Source organism: Paraburkholderia sp. IMGN_8 (assembly GCF_038050405.1).
In the GTDB taxonomy this organism is placed as follows: Bacteria; Pseudomonadota; Gammaproteobacteria; order Burkholderiales; family Burkholderiaceae; genus Paraburkholderia.
Genome location: NZ_CP150900.1, coordinates 4264804 through 4280910 on the forward strand (window position 1 = coordinate 4264804; position 16107 = coordinate 4280910).

Here is a 16107-nt window from a genome sequence, read left to right on the forward strand (position 1 = left end):
GCTGCGTTAACTGCGATTCTTTCTCCCGCGTACTCCCCGATGCATCACGGACACGCTGATGCCGCAAGTCCTTGTTCCTGACGGGGCAGACCGGAATCCCCCGCTCGAAATCGACGCGAACACACGGGAAAATGGGTCATCCGGGGTAGCTGGCCCGGTCGGAAAGTAAGCCCTAGTCGCTTGTGGCGGCGACCGTGTAAATGTGCTCATCCGCGCCCGTGCAATCTGCTACATGCGCCGGTTCTATGCGCGACGAACGTGGTCGTCAATGGATGCCGGAGGTTTTCTTTGGTTTGAATCCTTTGATTATTGCTCGCAGCATATAGTACTTTTTGAGTTGTTTACTGCGGTATTAGTGGCATAGCCATTATCAGAACTATACCGGGTGCGAGGCTCATTGCCCGACTCTGGCTTTTCGGTATGAAGAAGGAAAAAATAATGAACGATAGCGCATATCTCTTATCAAGCGAGTGCCTGATAGAATCTGCACATAATCCTTTCTCGTCAATGACTTACGACGATGGATAATTTGCTCATACCGGTCACTCTTAATATCTCGCAGAGGCGACCAATCCGGACGGTTCGGGCAGGCAAACGGAAGAATCCTATGTCTGCAGTTTCAACTCTAACTTTCCGCGAACTCTCGGAAAAAATGGACCAACGTGTGGCCGACGGGGAGATTTCGGCTTCCATGCTACCCAACTTGAAATCTGCCCTTCGGGCATTCTTGGCCAGCTTCCGAGTTTCCGAAGATAGCATTGTTGGCTCGTTGTTGCGCAGTTCATACTATCGAAATCTTCGCCTTCATGTCGACAAATTACAAGCAGAAGGGCGCGAAAAAGCCTACATCGCCAATCGCAAGAGCTTGATGGGAAAGTGGTGCTCACTCGTAACGCATCTCGACCGGATTGAGGCAGCAACGTCGAACTGTATGTCCCCGTTTCAGTCGGCACTGGACGAGCTGCTGACGCGAAGCCAGACGACGGTGGCTGGACTGGCGCGAGCGGCAGGCGTCTCTAAGGCAACCCTTCGCCGTTGGGTCAAGGGAGCATTGCCGAATCCCCGCGCGGTTCCTTCGTTGAAACGGCTTGAGCGGTTCTTCGCTCTGGAGCCAGATGCGCTCGTCAATCTCGCACTTGAGCGCCAGCATTCCAGACCAGTCGAAACCGCGCCGGCTGTGAGAATCCCATATCGGGAAAGAATGGCCAGTGTTACGAAAGACACGTACCGTCTGAAGACGGTCTCCGATTTTTTGGCACAAGAATGGTCGGATTTCGTCATACACAAAACGGAGAGACTGCCGGAACTAGAGCGGTATTCGCGTGGAGCTTGGGTCACGACGGACCTAGTCACGGAGAGGGAAACCGACCGCAACTGGTACTGTTTCACAGGAGGTAAATTCGTTCCCACGGCGAAGATTGTCTGGGGGCACGTAACGTCTTTCCTTGGATGGCTCACCCGCACGCGAGAACTGGGTGGAGCCGGGCTCAGCAGCGCCGACGTCCAGACGCTCGCTTGGCTCTCGAGCAAGCGGATGGTTCATCGCTACATGAAATGGCTGATTGAGCGCGCTGACGGCAAAGTGCATGATGGCGTGCTCGACGTCGCAAGTTTGATTGCGTCGCTCAACCATCCCAAGCACGGCTACCTCACCCAGATGCCCGAACTCCGGGAGCGGCTGCCGGAGCTTCACCGCCCCGAAGTTTGGCAAGACGCGTGTCTTGAAGCCTATAAGTGGGCCTCCGAGAGGAAGAGACATCTGTTGGCGAACGGTATTGAGCATTCGAGGGAGCCGATGGCACCTATCAAGCGAGTGCTGGAGCTGGATGACCCGCTGGCGGCGGTCGCAGACATGATTTCACGGATGAAGAGCTGCCGCCCGACCACTGGCGGCATTAGCGAGGCAGTTTGGGCGCGAGACCTGCTCCTGGTCAAACTGATGACATCGAATCCGTTGCGCGCCAAGAACATGAAGTTGCTCACCTATCGCGCGGACAACACCGGCAACCTCTATCGTCGCCCAGATGGGAGTTGGTTCATCCGAATTGAGAAACGCGCGTTCAAGAATGCCAAGGGAGCCGCAAAGAACCGGGACTATGACATGCCCGTCAACCACGTGGTTTGGGGCGACATTGAGCGCTATCTGAGTGTCTATCGACCGAGGTTGCCGGATGCCGACAAGGTGGACTATGTGTTCTTGTCTTCAACGGAAGAAAAGCCAGATGGCTATGTCGGTGCATGGAAATCTCTTAACCGACGGGTTTTCTACCTGACTCACCGTTACTTGTGGCAATGTCCGGGCATCGGACCACACGGCTTTCGTTACATCATTGGCACGGCCACGCTGAAAAAAGCACCGGGGGCCTGGGATGCAGCGGCAGCCGTTCTCCACGACGAGGTCGCCACGGTAAAGGCCCATTACGCTCATCTGCGTCCCTCCGATGGCGGCAACTTTGTGCACACGTTACTGGACTCCGCCTTCGCGCGGATGTGAGCGAGTAGATAACCGGGTGTCGTGCTTGACACCCGGTCGTCGTCAGATTGTCTTCTTCAGCGGTGAGAGGCAGCTTTAACTCTGCGCGTGCTGAGATGCCTCGGCTACTGGCGAACTGGTGCGCCGCAAGCTGAGAGACAACCAGGACACCGCGGCTCCTCGCCTGACGTGTGGGCTGGACGGAAGCACCTTAGTCGAACACATCATCGTCGCGGAGCTGGGCCACGATAATCTGGAGCTGGTCACCGTTGCGCCGTAGCTGCCGACGAGGCGTGTCCGCACCTCAAGATTCGCGACACGGATGCCGTTATCCAATCGCGATGACCGCATTTGTCGGACGCTCTTCACAACCTGCAGCGGCATCGCATACCCGCAAAGCTATCGGTCGCAACTCGACGGCGCGGCGGTAGCCTTGTTGTTGAGGATTGAAACGCGCAAGCTAACGTTGTTGGAAGGTACTTATTATGTTGGAACCCGAAAAGCTAGCTGACCCGAGCTGGCCGTTTCTGCAATCGCTGATGAGCCTCTACCTCAGCGAAGAGGTAACACCGCACGCCGGCAAGGACGCTGTCGAATCCCTGCCCCCGATGGAGGCGCTCGTTCTTGGCGTTATGTGTTTGACCAAGACATATAACAGCCGGAGCTTCCAGAACCTTCTCTACCGGAAATACAGGATTTTCGATAACAAGGAATGCGGCGTCATGACCGAGACCGCTATCCTCCGCCTAGTCGACCGCGGTTATTTGAAGCCTGCTTCGGAGCAGGCCGAGGAAGCGCTCGACATGAGAGATGACGCAGTTTGGGGCCTCGGGGATGTGCCTTTCGTCGTCACTGCAGCAGGAGCAAAACGCATCGGATATCTCGTGGCAAATCTGCGGCAGGAAAACGTCGAGGACGTGGTGAAGCGGCTGCAAGTTGAGTCGAAGGAAGCGGCGAGTAACTGGGTTCCTAACTGACCGGCGCGGCCCGGCCGCCGTCTAGGCTTTGCCGCTACGTCTACATGCTCCCGCGGCGCTCTGATGATGTACAGCGTTGAGCGCGAGACACCGAAGTGTCGACTGGACAGGCCCACCGGTATCGATGGGCTCGTTCAACGTTTTGACCTTCACACCGCGCTATTCGAGTTCGTTGTCGATACAGACGACGTCCCGGAGATTTCGACATAGCCGGTCCCGTCTCCACGGGGCGAGGGTGTCGCCTTCTCGGAGTGCGCGCGGTGCGCGAGTGCCGTCAAGCCGCTCGCTTTGTCCTCCTGGATGGGGCTGGCTTCCGCTCCTGCCGCGCGTCGCTACGCAGGTCGAGAATCTGCTCGAAAGTGCTCACGCGGACGTATCCCAATCACCGCGGCGGGCCGCGATTGGCCACAAGCAAGCTGATGAAGGGAGCGCGGCGGCGCAAGGCCGTGGGTGCGTGCCGCTTGGCATCTCCATGCACTACCGCCACAATCGACGGGTTCAATTTTCCCCGCCCACACCATGCCCCTGTCCTCCACACAAATCGGCGCCATTGGCGAAAACCTGCTGGTTAACGCGGTCATGAAGGGGAGCGGCGGTCGGTTATCACCGTTTCAACCCTTCGCCGATGACGACGGCATTGACTGCTTATTCTGGGACAAAACCACCGGCCAATCCGTCGCCATCCAACTGAAGTGCCGGACCGTCACCCTGTATAAGCCCGGCACCAAGGAGCGCGGAAATCAGGCTCACTTTGAGGTCCGGAAAGCGACATTCAACGAGGCGCGTCGCGCGCATCTGGTCGCCGGACTCTGCAATGAGGAGCTGACAGGGTTTGTGGCGACCTGGTTCGTTCCCATGTCGGCGTTGCCGGAACTCGCGCGCAATAGCGCAAGCAAGTGGGTCATCCGGCCAAACAAGTCGAAAAGCAGCGCGGACCGCTTTGCGCCTTACCGGTGCAGTTCAGTCGATGAACTGGCCCAGCGCATCATCGCTATATGCGAGATGCATGAAAATGTCGAGACTCTATAGTTATACTAACTAATACAGGCTATCCGATGTTAGCGCGCAGGCCCGGTTGCGCTACGGCGGTCGTCGGTGTCGCGTGTGTACGCACTCGCGGTGAATCGTCGGCGCGTTCAATATCTTCAAGGTTTTTCAATCATTCTTCGCATCTGCGGGGCTGCCCTTTGCTGCCCCGCGCTGTGGTCGGGGCCGGGGCGCCTCACATCTGACGGTGTGCCCCGTCCGCTGCCCCCCCAATGGGCGCAGTCCGGCGTGGGCGCAGGACTGCGCCTCCCGCCGTGGGGCTCCGTCGCCCTCGGTGCAAACCATCCAAGCGCCCGGTTGCATAGACGGGGCCTGGACGGCCCCGTCTATGCAACCGGGCGCCTGTAACGGACTCAGGGACGGCAAATGTTTCGTTGTAGCGCTCTCAGTCGCGGCTTGCTGGCGAGCGGCGTCTGGCAAATGCACCTGAACTCGAGGGACGTTGAGCCAACATCAACAGTCAGCCCCATTTCAGCGCGAAGAAGAAATCCTTAGCGTGTCGTTGTTGATTACGAACAACTGAACTTTCCAGAGAATGATTTGAACAGAGCCTACTTTTGCCGTGCGACGGCCCCAGCAGGGACTCGCCATGGCGAAAATCTACCCGCCTGCGGGGGTTTCCGTTCTTCTCTTCTGGCCGACATGAAGCGGCATTGGCTCTTCGTCTCGCTCCATCACCAAGTCGATTTCATCGACGCAGAGCCCCGCGGCCAGCGATACAAGTGTGTCCAAGGGACCTTAGCGTTCGGTGTCGACGAGAACAAGAAAGTAGCTATCGGGACTCCAATTAGCAAAGTTCAGCACAGCATGCATTCGCCCGCGTTCAATGTCCCGGTGGACGCTCGCCATCAACGCCTATTCGTCAGCGGGTCGCACCACCTTCCTCGGGCGGCCTCGATTAGGCTCCTTCGGCTCCTCTCCACTATCAGTCAATAATTCGATTTCAGTGACGTCGAGTGCTGCGGCCAGCGAGATAAGGGTCTCCAGCTTCATGTTTCGGCGCCCGCGTTCGATTACGCTGAGCTGCGTGCGATGCAAGCCAGCACGGTCCGCAAGTGTCTCTTGGGACATGCCTCGTTTGTCACGAAGGAGTCTAAGGTTCTTCGCGATAAGCCCCTGAAGTTCCAGGAGGCGCGCGGAAACGTTCTCTGCCATATGGGGCAGGAGCATCCCGCATTGTAGTGTTGAAATCTACATCGCACAGAATGTCATTTTTAAAAATGGCATTCTTTACACTACATATATTTGCCGCTACACTGCGCTCGCGTCGGGCTAACGCCCGTTGATATGTCGCGTAAAACGCGAAAGTCAACGCGCCGACACTCGCGTCCGTAACTAACTTCACTTTCACAATCGCCCACCGCGAGGGACTTGCTCGTCCCGGCCGCAGGTAGGTGACGGAGAATTCTTGGTGACTGTTCCTCAAGCACAGCGTCGCGCACGGTCGATTGATAACTCGCCAGCGGTTCGCCGACAGGTCAAGTTAGTTGAACCCGTGGACACTGAACTGCATCCACGGCCCCGCTTGTGGATGATGAACGGCGGACAGAAAGACCTGTTTTCGCGCTTCCCGCTCTTCTTCCGCGCGGTGCATCATCCCGAGTCCTACCCGGCGAACATCTCGCACTTCGGAATTCAGTGCGGCGTTGGTTGGTATCCAATCATCGAAGTGCTGGCGCGCGACGTTGAGTTTGAGCTACGCGCACTGTGGCGCGAGCAACTCCAGTCTCCCGAGAAAATCGCGGATATGGATAGAGCACTCCTGTCCGGCCGCGTCCCCTATCCGGCGCTCCCCGTTTGCACTGACATCTCGCAGGTCGCAGGTGAACTCAAACTCAAAATCCTGAATGGATACATGTGTCCGCCCGATGTTTGGACGCGCATTTCCGCGAGCGTCGAAATCGCTGTGGCGACTGCTCGGTGCATATGTGAGAGCTGCGGCAACCCAGGCACGCTTCGGGATGTTGATTGGCATCACGTCTATTGCGACAAGTGTATCGACCTGGCCCTCGACTCAGAATGTGCAAAACCGAGCGCTTCGGTGAGCCAAGGCTGACGCTCGACACCCGTTGCTTCGACCGCCAATGCAGACCACAATCCAGCCGACTAAGGTTCCCGATGACTTCCCACGTGACGACACATCCGGCATCGTCACTGGCGCGCAACCAAAAATCTGTGTCGTCCTGTCTGAAGGCAAGTACGTCGCTGGGCAGACGGCCGCCGAACGCGAAGAGCGGTGGAACATCTGCGAGGACCTCGCACATCAGCTTGTGCCGAAGGCTCTGAAGGATGCATCAGCTCATCCGGAACAAAGCCACGATGTCATCCTCGAGCGCGTGCGCGCGGCAGTCGCACGCAAGAGATGGGTCTCAGAAGATGAATTGCGTTGGCTCATCGTTCGCCTCCGCGCGTTACTGGATTGGTAACCGTTTGTGGAATTGCTACATCTCTCCAACCTCGCAACCCGCCACCATGAACCTCGCCTCATCCCCGCCGCCTTCTTCATTCAGCCCGCTGGCGTCAGACCTACAGACGCTTGGCCGCCTGATTCGCAGTTGCCGGCAACAATGCGAACTCAACCTCCTCGACGCAGCCGACTATCTCTACGTCGATGTCGCTGAATTGAGCCGCATCGAAGATGGATTGTCCGCCGGTACCGAAGCCCTGTTCAAGGTTCTCGCTGGGTTCGGCCGGGAGATGCTCATCATGCAGCGCGATGACGCCAGCGACGCTCTCGCGGCGGTCGGGCATACCGTCAACTGGTACAAAGTGATGGAGCGGCGCCATCCTTCCAGAGAACGACCCGCACCGGCCCCCTTCGTTCTTGACTGCACCACTCCGACGCTTTTCGTCGACTTCGACGGGACGCTCCACGTCGGCAACGCGTACATCGGCGAGGACGGGGAAATAACGCTCGACACCGGCCGGCCGCTACTGGAATTCGCATCCCTGCTCACCGAGCTTCTCGAGCCCTATCCCGATGTGGAAATTGTGCTCACGACGTCATGGGCGCGACGCTTGCCAGTGGAGCGCGTCGTCGAGTACCTGCCACCGGAACTACGCCGACGCATCGTCGGGACCACCCGGGATATCAAACCCCGGCTCAGCTATGTGCTGGACGGCACCGAGCGCACCGACATCATCCGCAGCTACGCGTATGGAAAGCGCCTGAAACACTGGCTTGCTATTGACGACGCGGTGTTTGGTGCTGAGCGGTTCGGCCGTGAACCCGGAGAACTCGTGGAGCACTTTCTTTTACTCGACTCGCGCAGCGGAATCAGCAACAGCAATGCGCTCTCGCGTATCGCGAAGTGGCTGACCGAAGTACACGCCGCGCGAGGCAGCTGACCGAACGGGACAATTGCCCGTTCCCCTGCAGATACGTGCTTTCTCGGGCACTGCCGATGCCGACCTGTGAGCGACCACATGAATTACTACCGCCGTCTTGGCGAATGGCTCTACCGCTTTGCTTCATCTCAAGAGAATATCGACCGCGTAGCGAAGTGGCTCTGCTGGACCGTTGTCGTCGTCGTTGCGTTTGTGCTTGCTATTGTGCTCTTCGTCACCTTAGCGCGAAGATGGTAGAGCGCAAATCCAGGTGGCAACGGTGGCTGCGTCGGCGTCGGTGGGTCGCCGAAATCCAAGAAACAGCGAACTGAGGTCGCCGCCGATGACACAGCATACGAGCGCACCAAAGCAGTCATCGAGGCGCGCGAGCTTTTGCAACTGCTCGCCACCGGCACTGGCGCGCGCAGAGCCGTTCGAGAAGCTGCACGGCAACTCCTCAAGCGCTATCCGCTCGATGTCGACCTGGAGGTATCGGCTGCAGCTCTTCCGGGAATATGGGCATCCCGAAAAATGATAGCCATCAGCGATGCAGAATGCAGGCTGCTGAAATGATGCGCACCGTGAACGAAATCTTGACCTTCGCTCTTGAAAATCCAGCGCTGTTGTACGGACCGGCATGCGGGTTCGTACTCGCCTTGGTTGTGTTGCGCATCAAGAAGCGATATTTGAACGAAGGGGGTCTTGTTCAGCCGCTCGCCTGCTTTGCCGCGCGACCATCGCACTTCAATTACAGTGGAAAAGGATGAGATGCCTTCAGAAAACCACATCGAGCTTGAGATTGCTCTTCGAAAAATTCACGAACTGGCTATGGTAGACGGTGACTTGGGCTATGCGTACTGGTACAAAGTCGGTCAGCTTCTACAAAGAGCAGCTGGCATGCAAGCGGAAATAGATTCGCTAAATAGAGAGTTGGAACGGTGTCGCGCAATGCGCGCCAAGACCGAATGAGGCGAAAGCGACACCATGGCAACCAGCGCGCAGGCTTGCGAATCGGCCAGCGTCCCATCGTCGCTGCTCGACCACTTGATGGCCGCGGGCGTAATTCGGTCCGACGTGAACCGGCGTCAGGACATCTCCCAAAAGTGGTCGAGCAGCACACAATACTTGAGCTGTACGAGCGCGTTTGTCACCGTAGCTAAGGGGCTGGCCGAGGAAGGCTTTGGCTCTGGCCGCCGGCTTTAACGGACACCCGCTCGTTCAGAAGGCGCCTCACTTCGCAGGTGCAATGCGTTTGGCGGCGTCCGGAGGCGGCGCATCGCACGCGAAACTCTGCGCGGTCAACGCGTCGGAATACACGGTCCAGCCCGCCGCATCGGTCGCGCGCACGCGGATTGGCCGTTCGACCGTCGGCCGGTCGTCGCGGCGGTAGAGACACGGTGGCGCGTAGTTGAAATCGAGGAAGCCGTACGGGTCCGCCGGCGGCGTGCCCGGGATGGTGAAGGCAATGTCCTGCGTGTCGCCCGGGAGATGCTCAACGCGGAGCGCCACAGGCTTGCTGGCCGTGAAGCCCACCCCGAAGAACTCGACCCTGTCGGTGACGTCATGGCCTTGTGCCGTGCCGAAATATTCCCGCGTGGAAAGCCGGGCGCCGGGTGGTGGGTGCGGGGTCGTGCAGCCTGCGCAGAGCGCCGACAGCAGGAACGCGGTGCCAGTCGCGCGCAATTTCCGGACAATGCTCGTGTCTTCATTCATAGGCGGCTACCGCGAGCGCTAGCGCGTGCGTTTGGCCGCAGCGGCCGCGAACATGGACCGCAGAATGTTCTTGTGCTCTTTAGTGAGGTTGTGTGCGCCCCCTCGGGCAGGTCGAGCGCGATTCGCGATTTGAGGTCGCCTTGTTCGCCGGTAGCCGGATGGATGAGTCCTTGGGCAGGAACGGTAACAAGCCGCCCAGCACGAGGCCCTGGCGGTCCGAGGCCCGACGCTTTAGTTCTTGACTCCCTGCCTCGGCAGTAGGGGACATCTTCTGCCGAGGCAAGCCCCTTCGCTTCCTGGGGGTTCTCTCGTGGCGGCGGCATTGCCCCGACCTTTGTTGCAACTGCCAATCTGGCGTTCTCCTGAGGAAGTCAAGTATCTCTGCCTTCGGGGTCGAAAATATCGGAGGTCTCTTTATCATGGACTTCTCCGGAACCGTAACATCGTGGGCAGAGCTGCCATCGCGCTCCGTCGCATTTTGGGCACGTGATGGTTTCCAAATTGGACGACATGTCTGAAACAGTCTCGAGGTCGGTTATCTGCACCTTTCCCGTCCCGCCACATTTTTCGCACTTTATTTTTCCTTGGCCACCACATTGCGGACAAGTATTCATGGCCTCCTCCTAGTGTCCGGTGGTTAGGTGTACATCACCATACTACTCGGAGCGCCTGAGAACTTCTGCTTCCCAGGACGACCGAGGCGAAGGCCTGCCCGAAGGAGGCAGGCTCTTCCGGCGTACGTCCGGACCGGGTGACAGTGACAACATAAATGTGCGGCTGCACGACAACGGCTGGGTTGGGTAACTCGAAGATTCCGCCAGGCAAAGGCGCCGTAACTGAGAGGGAGGTGCTGGTTGCACCTGAAGAACTGCCGGAGGGCCCGTAAGCCCGGTACACGAAAAGAAGGCGCAGGACTTAACGATATGTCGCCTTCCTGAAAAGATACTAAGCCTTTCGCACATAAGAAAGGTTTGTAAGGCATTGCTCCTCGCCGTCGGGCACGCGGCTTGCGTGCCTCGGTGTTTTCAACATCAGGAGCACATGATGACTACGCCCGACCCGCGAATGCACCCGTCCGGTACCGGCGCGAAAATCGTTGGCAGCGCCGGTGGCGCGGGGCCCGGACCGGAGGTGATGGCAGCGACCACGCTCAATGGCGACAAGGTCATGTCATCCGACGGCGAACACGTGGGCAAGATAGCTGACATCATGCTGGACGTGCGAAGCGGACGGATTGCCTATGCCGTCCTCTCGACCGGGGGATTCCTCGGCATCGGCGATACGCTGCACGCCATCCCGTGGAGCGCGCTGACACTGGATGCAATCGACCGGTGTTTCGTCGTGGACATCCCGGCCCAGCGACTCAAGGATGAGCCCGGGTTCGACAAGGACCACTGGCCTTCGATGGCGGACGAAAAGTGGGGCACCACGGTCCATCACTATTACAACCGCGAACCCTACTGGACCGCTACCCGTGACATCAGCGAAGGACGCGAGACCGACATCTAGAAATCCCGGAGGCGGTCGAATTCTGTTGCAGTTCGGCAGCGCGGTGCGCCCGTCACGTACGTACACCGCCTGCTTTGCTATCGAGCAATGCCGCTCCATCCGTCGCTTGACCGTTGCGGGGCTGCCGCACGGGTCTGAATCTTGGGGCGCTGATTTTGGGCAAAGGCCTGCAGGCTCTCCTGTTGCTCCTGATTGCCGCGCTACCTTCGATTGAACTCATCCCACTGCCTGGACGACGGCCAGGTCGAGGCCGGCGGCAGCAGCTCGAGCATGGTCGCCCGGACATGCTCGGCAACTTCGGACTTCCCTCGCCCGCATCACACCTCGCTCACGGCACCCTGGCGTCGAGTTCCGGACGCATGACCACGCATTCCCGCTCCGTCGGCTCATTGCGGGCGACGACGAAGACGGCGGGGGTCGGGCTGCGGTTGACGGCGACATGGACCACGCCCGCCGGGGTGAAGATGTAATCACCGGGGCGCACCACCTGCCGGTCTTCCAGTTCCTCGCCCGTATAGAACTCGATTTCGTCGCCGCTTAGCATGTAATGCGCGGTGTCATGGTGTTCGTGAATGTGAGCGCTGGTTCTGCCTCCGGGCGGCACGGACACCACGCCCATGTAGAGGACCTCGGACCCCACCGTCTCCTTGCTGATACCGGGCGCATGCACGGAGCCCTGCTGGGACATGTAGCTGGCACTACCACGAACAACACGACCCACTTTCGCCCTCGGTGAGGTTGTTTCCATTGCGCACCTCCGGTCATCAACCCGCGTATCCGTCACGCCCATGGCAATCACTATAGGCGACGGAAGAAAGGGTAAGGCCGGGATTTTGGCTCTCAGTTTCCTGGACGCTTCAGTCGCTGCGCGGCGTCCGGCGGCGGCGCATCGCACGCGAAACTCTGGGCGGTGAGCGCGTCCGAATACACGGTCGGGCCGGCCACATCGGTCGCGCGCACGCGGATGGTCCGGTCGACCGTGGACTGGTCCCCGACTCGGTAGAACCACGGTGGGTTGTAGTACAAATCGACGAAGCCGTACGGGTCCGCCGGCGGCGTGCCCGGGACCGTGAAGACGGCGTCCTGTGTGTCGCCCGGGAGATGGCCAACGCGGACAACCACACGCTTCTTGGCCGTAAAACCCACCCCGAACAACTTGACCCTGTCGGTGACGTCGTGGTGCTGCGCCGTGCCGACATGTTCCCGCACGTAAAGCCTGGCGCACGGCGGTGGGTTCGCGCAGGCTGCGCAGAGCGCGGACAGGAGGAACACGGTACCGGTCGCGCGCAATGTCCGAACCATGGAGACGGCCACCGCTTTCACGAACTGTCTCACTGGCGGCCTATCAGCCGGCGCAGCCATGAACCGCGCGGTGTGCGGGTGGCGTTCTTGTAAGCCTCCCACAGCCTGGGCGACGGCCAGGTTGAGGCCGCCGGCAGCAACTCGAGCATGGTCGCCCGGACATGGGGTGTGTCGTTGAGCACCCATTGCCCTCCGAAATCACCGAACCATTCGTCCATCGTGTAGGTGCCGTCGTATCCGCGCAGGTTGACGGTTCCGGTGTAGCCGTCGCGGACCAGGTCCTGGACGTCCGGCAGTTCGTTGAGCGTCTGCTGATAGGCACTCTCCAGGTCGAGGACCGGCCAGCGCTCCTGGATGGGATAGCTTGCGCACCGCGTACGCACGCACGCGTCGACGCTCGCCCTCACCGCCGGCGTGTCGACGAGCGGACTGATTTTCTGCGCCCGAAGTGCTTCGAAGAACTCCTGAACCGTCAGCCGGTCGGCCATCGGTTGCCTCTACAGGAATGCGGTATCAAAACCGATGATACTGCGCGATACCGGCACCTCGACAGGTGCGCGCGGCGGTTCTTCCCATCACGATGAAATACACACATGACTATTGCCGTCGATGTACCGACACGCGGGAACATTTCGCGTAGCAAGACACGGTGATGTCAAACGCTGACGATATGTTCGCAGAACCAGTCGTTGAACGCATCGAAACCCTGCACGGTGAGTCCGAGCCGGTGCGCATTCTCGCAGGCCCGTACCAGCATCCAGCACGCGGCTTCCTCGAGGTCGGCCTCGAAGGCTGGCGCATTGGTTCTGTCAAAGTGCCGCAGCGCGTTGGCCACACAGTTCTCCGCGTCATTGAAGGTCTTGCGGTCCAGCCGCCTTCCGTGCAGCTTCGTGTGCACCAGGTCGGCCGCATCGAACTTCCAGTCCACACCCGGCTGTTTGCCGGCGTGCCGCAAGGCCTGACCCAGTACCCGTTCGGCCGCGCTGGCCAGGGTGATGGCCGAGGCGAAGCGGTGGCGCTCCAGGAACGCGTCGAGCGCCATCTCCAGCTGCTCGTGCGCGAGGTCGATGCGGTTGCAGGTTTGCGAGGTCATGCCCTGGCTCCGGGGACCGATGGAGAGGTTCCAGTCTATCGCCGCTGCGGCGCGCGCAAGAGAAATACTTCTGCGTCCATTGCCGCGCCGTAAAGTTTCAGCGCCCCGGAGCCAATAAACAATCTCATAGGGCAGCAAGGCGTCTTGTTCGACGCGGCTTCGAAGTGTGCCGCTGCACGAGACTCTTCCGCCCGGAAGGTTGCACTAGCAAATAACCAGATAACTGAGAGAAAAATGGAGAATCCGGCTGCTCACCGCTCGCCCAGATTGCGAGCAGCCTCACAGTCATCGAGCATCGCCGCAGGTCTCGCTGATGTCTGGCACCTGCTGCTTGCGCTCAGTCGTACGGTCCAGACCCAAGGCGGACTTCTCCTTCTTCGGGTTCCCCCAAAACCGGAGCGCCTTGGGCTGGTAGGACGTATAGGCGTCGAGGAGTGTCTGGTCGACGTAGGCGCGCAGGTCGAAAAGCTGTTCGTCTTTCATGGTTTGGTGCGTCAGAACATCCCGGAGTGGCGGCCGACTTCGCGCGTGAGATTCGACGAAAACTCTGAAAGCGGAAACGCTTGGATGAACCGTGTGCCGCTCATCGGAAGAGCTGCGTTCACGTGACCGTCGCGCAGCGTCAGCGCTTGGCGCATCGCCGCGGACCCGAACTCGCCAAATTCGTTGACCGCCATGTTCGAGCTGACGTAGTTCGCCAGCTTGGCCCGGGTCGTGCGGTCCAGGACTCGCAGAAACATCGTCCACAGCTCAACGTTGGTCCCCTTGGGCGTCTCGTAAAAGGTGCTCAGCTTGCCCTCGCCATCAACCGACCCAAGAAAGAGCTCGCGCAAGGTGTATCCCACCGGTTCCATGGTCTCCGGAAACCGACCCTGATGGTCAAGGCGGTAGTGAAAGATGCTGTAGGCCTGAGCCAGCAGGTCGTCGAGGCTCGCGCCGACCACCGACAGAAGCTCCTCGACAAGCGCCCGCGGGGTATTGGGCACGGCCACCGGCGGCGGGTCCATGAACCAGCCGTCGACGCGCGGGCCCGGAGCCCAGGTGCGCACGAGCTCATACTTCACGTCGTCGTCCCGAAGCTTGGGGTCCTGGCCAGGAATCGGTCGGGCCAGCAGCCGATAGACGTTGCCCTTGAACGCAACCTCATAAAATGGCAACTCGGCGCCAAGCCGCATGTGCGCGCGGCAGGTTATGCTCAGGTTCTCGAAGGTCGTCCCGTCATAGGCGGCGGTCCGCAGAGCCCGCTCCGCCAGAATCACTCCAGACTTGAGCCCGGTATTTTGCCGGAAGGTATGCAGCAACACGGCAGTATGGGGAGTGGCGTTACGCTCATTTTCATCTTTGTCGGTAGCGGGCTCTGCAGGAACGAAACTCACAGTTCAACTCCTTGGCTGATGCCTGATGGCGAGGCAAAGAAAATAAGCGCGGCGCACAGGAAATGCAATGGTCTTTTGAGCACAGCCCGTCGGGTAGCGCACGTCCACTGGCGGGACCGAATTGTGGGATGACGGGAACCCAGCGATACAATGCGGCAACAGCGATAAGAAGACGGGGGATAGCCAAACCTCGTTCCAGATTTCGTGCGCGGGGTACCCGAACATCTTGGGGGGGAAGTTCATGGCTGAATCGCGACTGACAACCAAAGGCCGCACCACCGTGCCGGCAGAGGTCAGGAAAGCGCTAGGCGCGAAGCCGGGCACCCCGCTGGTGTGGCATGTCATGTCCGATGGAAAAGTCCTGGTACGAGCAAAATCGAAGTCGATTCTGGAGCTGGCGGGAACTGTGGAATCTCCGGTCCAGGGGGTGACCATCGAGGACATGAAAGCGTGGCGACGTTAACGGCCGCGCCTGATACCCACATCCGTTCTTATCCGCAGAATTTTTTGGCGACGGCCGGTCCGCGCTCAGGGTCCCTGCCAAGGACATGCTCGAACGGGTTGTGTGGTCAGCAACAAGTCTCGACCTTGACTCGAGCGCGGTCATGTTGCGCCGAGTGCAGAACTATATTCTCCAACACCTACACGGTGCATGTAGGCGCGGTCTCGCATGTCGCTCGTGATGTCCGACGGCCGCTCGCTCCTTCGGCATTGGCAGGGGGCTCACTGGCCGCCCGTGAATGTCCCTCACCATTCCGTAGCGAACCGGGTTAGTCTGCGGTGGACTTAATTAAATACTCGGCCTCTTGCTGCACGACCGGCCATCCTTCGCGCAGAAGCCGCACGACTTCCTCGACCACCTCATAGCTCAGTCCGCAGCTATCGATGTCCGTGACGCTCATTTGCGCGAGGTCGGAGGCCGAGGCCTCTCCATTGGAAATTCTGAAGAACAGGGTATCAGCCATAGCGCCGGCATCATCCGTCTCGCCGCTCAGGATGTCCTCGGCCAACAGGCCAGCCATGCCGACGAGTATCTTCCAGTTTGCGGGTAGCTCGGGAGCGGTAAACCCATGGTCCAACGCCGTCTTGCGCATCACCTCAGGGCAGGTGCGGGGACGGAACTGGCCGAACCACGCCGTCTCCTCTGGATTCCCACTCTCGTTTTTCCACACGACCGCGTCGCCAGCGCCGCCGAAGCGCTCATAAAGCATCTTGTGACCCGCTTCGTGGTAAGCGGCGTTGCGGAGTTCTCTGGCAGCTATCTGTTCGTCCGTAAAATCAATCATGTTC

General features: G+C 59.6%; 20 protein-coding genes. 11 read left to right on the plus strand and 9 right to left on the minus strand.

Annotated elements, in window-relative coordinates; translation table 11 throughout:
- Nucleotides 1–607: 607 nt before the first annotated feature.
- The 3 genes from WN982_RS19310 to WN982_RS19320 all read left to right on the plus strand — a co-directional run bounded on the left by WN982_RS19310 (nucleotide 608) and on the right by WN982_RS19320 (nucleotide 4479).
- Nucleotides 608–2494, plus strand: a complete 1887-nt coding sequence (locus WN982_RS19310; protein ID WP_341313503.1) for a helix-turn-helix transcriptional regulator — start codon at nucleotides 608–610, stop codon at nucleotides 2492–2494.
- Between the two features lie 464 nt (nucleotides 2495–2958).
- Nucleotides 2959–3450 (plus strand): hypothetical protein, encoded by a 492-nt coding sequence (locus tag WN982_RS19315; RefSeq protein WP_341313504.1) that lies wholly within the window; start codon nucleotides 2959–2961, stop codon nucleotides 3448–3450.
- Nucleotides 3451–3969: 519 nt separating this feature from the next.
- Complete coding sequence (locus WN982_RS19320; protein ID WP_341313505.1) at nucleotides 3970–4479, plus strand: hypothetical protein; 510 nt, start codon at nucleotides 3970–3972, stop codon at nucleotides 4477–4479.
- Between the two features lie 873 nt (nucleotides 4480–5352).
- On the opposite strand, the gene WN982_RS19325 is transcribed toward WN982_RS19320, so the two are convergent.
- Nucleotides 5353–5667 carry a helix-turn-helix transcriptional regulator gene (locus WN982_RS19325; protein WP_341313506.1) on the minus strand — a complete coding sequence of 105 codons (315 nt, stop codon included), beginning with the start codon at nucleotides 5665–5667 and terminating at the stop codon, nucleotides 5353–5355.
- Between the two features lie 238 nt (nucleotides 5668–5905).
- Between WN982_RS19325 and WN982_RS19330 the strand changes: the two genes are divergently transcribed.
- The 6 genes from WN982_RS19330 to WN982_RS19355 all read left to right on the plus strand — a co-directional run bounded on the left by WN982_RS19330 (nucleotide 5906) and on the right by WN982_RS19355 (nucleotide 8793).
- Entirely contained in the window at nucleotides 5906–6553 is a 648-nt protein-coding gene (locus WN982_RS19330; protein WP_341313507.1) for a hypothetical protein, read from the plus strand.
- A 28-nt stretch (nucleotides 6554–6581) separates the two neighbouring features.
- Nucleotides 6582–6923, plus strand: coding sequence for a hypothetical protein (locus WN982_RS19335; RefSeq protein ID WP_341313508.1), 342 nt, complete (start codon nucleotides 6582–6584; stop codon nucleotides 6921–6923).
- 46 nt (nucleotides 6924–6969) lie between these two features.
- Nucleotides 6970–7845, plus strand: a complete 876-nt coding sequence (locus WN982_RS19340) for an HAD domain-containing protein (protein ID WP_341313509.1) — start codon at nucleotides 6970–6972, stop codon at nucleotides 7843–7845.
- 78 nt (nucleotides 7846–7923) lie between these two features.
- Nucleotides 7924–8082, plus strand: coding sequence for a hypothetical protein (locus WN982_RS19345; protein ID WP_341313510.1), 159 nt, complete (start codon nucleotides 7924–7926; stop codon nucleotides 8080–8082).
- Between the two features lie 135 nt (nucleotides 8083–8217).
- Nucleotides 8218–8397, plus strand: a complete 180-nt coding sequence (locus WN982_RS19350; RefSeq protein ID WP_341313511.1) for a hypothetical protein — start codon at nucleotides 8218–8220, stop codon at nucleotides 8395–8397.
- Between the two features lie 129 nt (nucleotides 8398–8526).
- Entirely contained in the window at nucleotides 8527–8793 is a 267-nt protein-coding gene (locus WN982_RS19355; RefSeq protein WP_341313512.1) for a hypothetical protein, read from the plus strand.
- A gap of 261 nt (nucleotides 8794–9054) precedes the next feature.
- Here the strand turns inward: WN982_RS19355 and WN982_RS19360 are convergent, their stop codons facing one another.
- Entirely contained in the window at nucleotides 9055–9537 is a 483-nt protein-coding gene (locus WN982_RS19360; RefSeq protein ID WP_341313513.1) for a hypothetical protein, read from the minus strand.
- A 1044-nt stretch (nucleotides 9538–10581) separates the two neighbouring features.
- Here WN982_RS19360 and WN982_RS19365 point away from each other — a divergent pair.
- Nucleotides 10582–11046, plus strand: coding sequence for a PRC-barrel domain-containing protein (locus WN982_RS19365; RefSeq protein WP_341313514.1), 465 nt, complete (start codon nucleotides 10582–10584; stop codon nucleotides 11044–11046).
- 328 nt (nucleotides 11047–11374) lie between these two features.
- On the opposite strand, the gene WN982_RS19370 is transcribed toward WN982_RS19365, so the two are convergent.
- The 6 genes from WN982_RS19370 to WN982_RS19395 form a co-directional block, all read right to left on the minus strand.
- Entirely contained in the window at nucleotides 11375–11794 is a 420-nt protein-coding gene (locus WN982_RS19370) for a cupin domain-containing protein (RefSeq protein ID WP_341313515.1), read from the minus strand.
- Nucleotides 11795–11886: 92 nt separating this feature from the next.
- A complete protein-coding gene (locus WN982_RS19375) occupies nucleotides 11887–12369 on the minus strand; it encodes a hypothetical protein (RefSeq protein WP_341313516.1) in 483 nt (160 codons plus the stop codon).
- An 8-nt stretch (nucleotides 12370–12377) separates the two neighbouring features.
- Nucleotides 12378–12836, minus strand: a complete 459-nt coding sequence (locus tag WN982_RS19380; RefSeq protein ID WP_341313517.1) for a hypothetical protein — start codon at nucleotides 12834–12836, stop codon at nucleotides 12378–12380.
- A 167-nt stretch (nucleotides 12837–13003) separates the two neighbouring features.
- Nucleotides 13004–13441: a hypothetical protein gene (locus WN982_RS19385; RefSeq protein ID WP_341313518.1), complete on the minus strand. Its 438-nt coding sequence runs from the start codon at nucleotides 13439–13441 to the stop codon at nucleotides 13004–13006.
- A 285-nt stretch (nucleotides 13442–13726) separates the two neighbouring features.
- Nucleotides 13727–13924, minus strand: a complete 198-nt coding sequence (locus tag WN982_RS19390) for a hypothetical protein (protein ID WP_341313519.1) — start codon at nucleotides 13922–13924, stop codon at nucleotides 13727–13729.
- Nucleotides 13925–13935: 11 nt separating this feature from the next.
- Nucleotides 13936–14817 carry a hypothetical protein gene (locus WN982_RS19395; protein WP_341313520.1) on the minus strand — a complete coding sequence of 294 codons (882 nt, stop codon included), beginning with the start codon at nucleotides 14815–14817 and terminating at the stop codon, nucleotides 13936–13938.
- 241 nt (nucleotides 14818–15058) lie between these two features.
- Between WN982_RS19395 and WN982_RS19400 the strand changes: the two genes are divergently transcribed.
- Nucleotides 15059–15280, plus strand: a complete 222-nt coding sequence (locus WN982_RS19400) for an AbrB/MazE/SpoVT family DNA-binding domain-containing protein (RefSeq protein ID WP_341313521.1) — start codon at nucleotides 15059–15061, stop codon at nucleotides 15278–15280.
- A gap of 307 nt (nucleotides 15281–15587) precedes the next feature.
- On the opposite strand, the gene WN982_RS19405 is transcribed toward WN982_RS19400, so the two are convergent.
- A complete protein-coding gene (locus WN982_RS19405; protein WP_341313522.1) occupies nucleotides 15588–16103 on the minus strand; it encodes a hypothetical protein in 516 nt (171 codons plus the stop codon).
- Nucleotides 16104–16107: the final 4 nt, after the last annotated feature.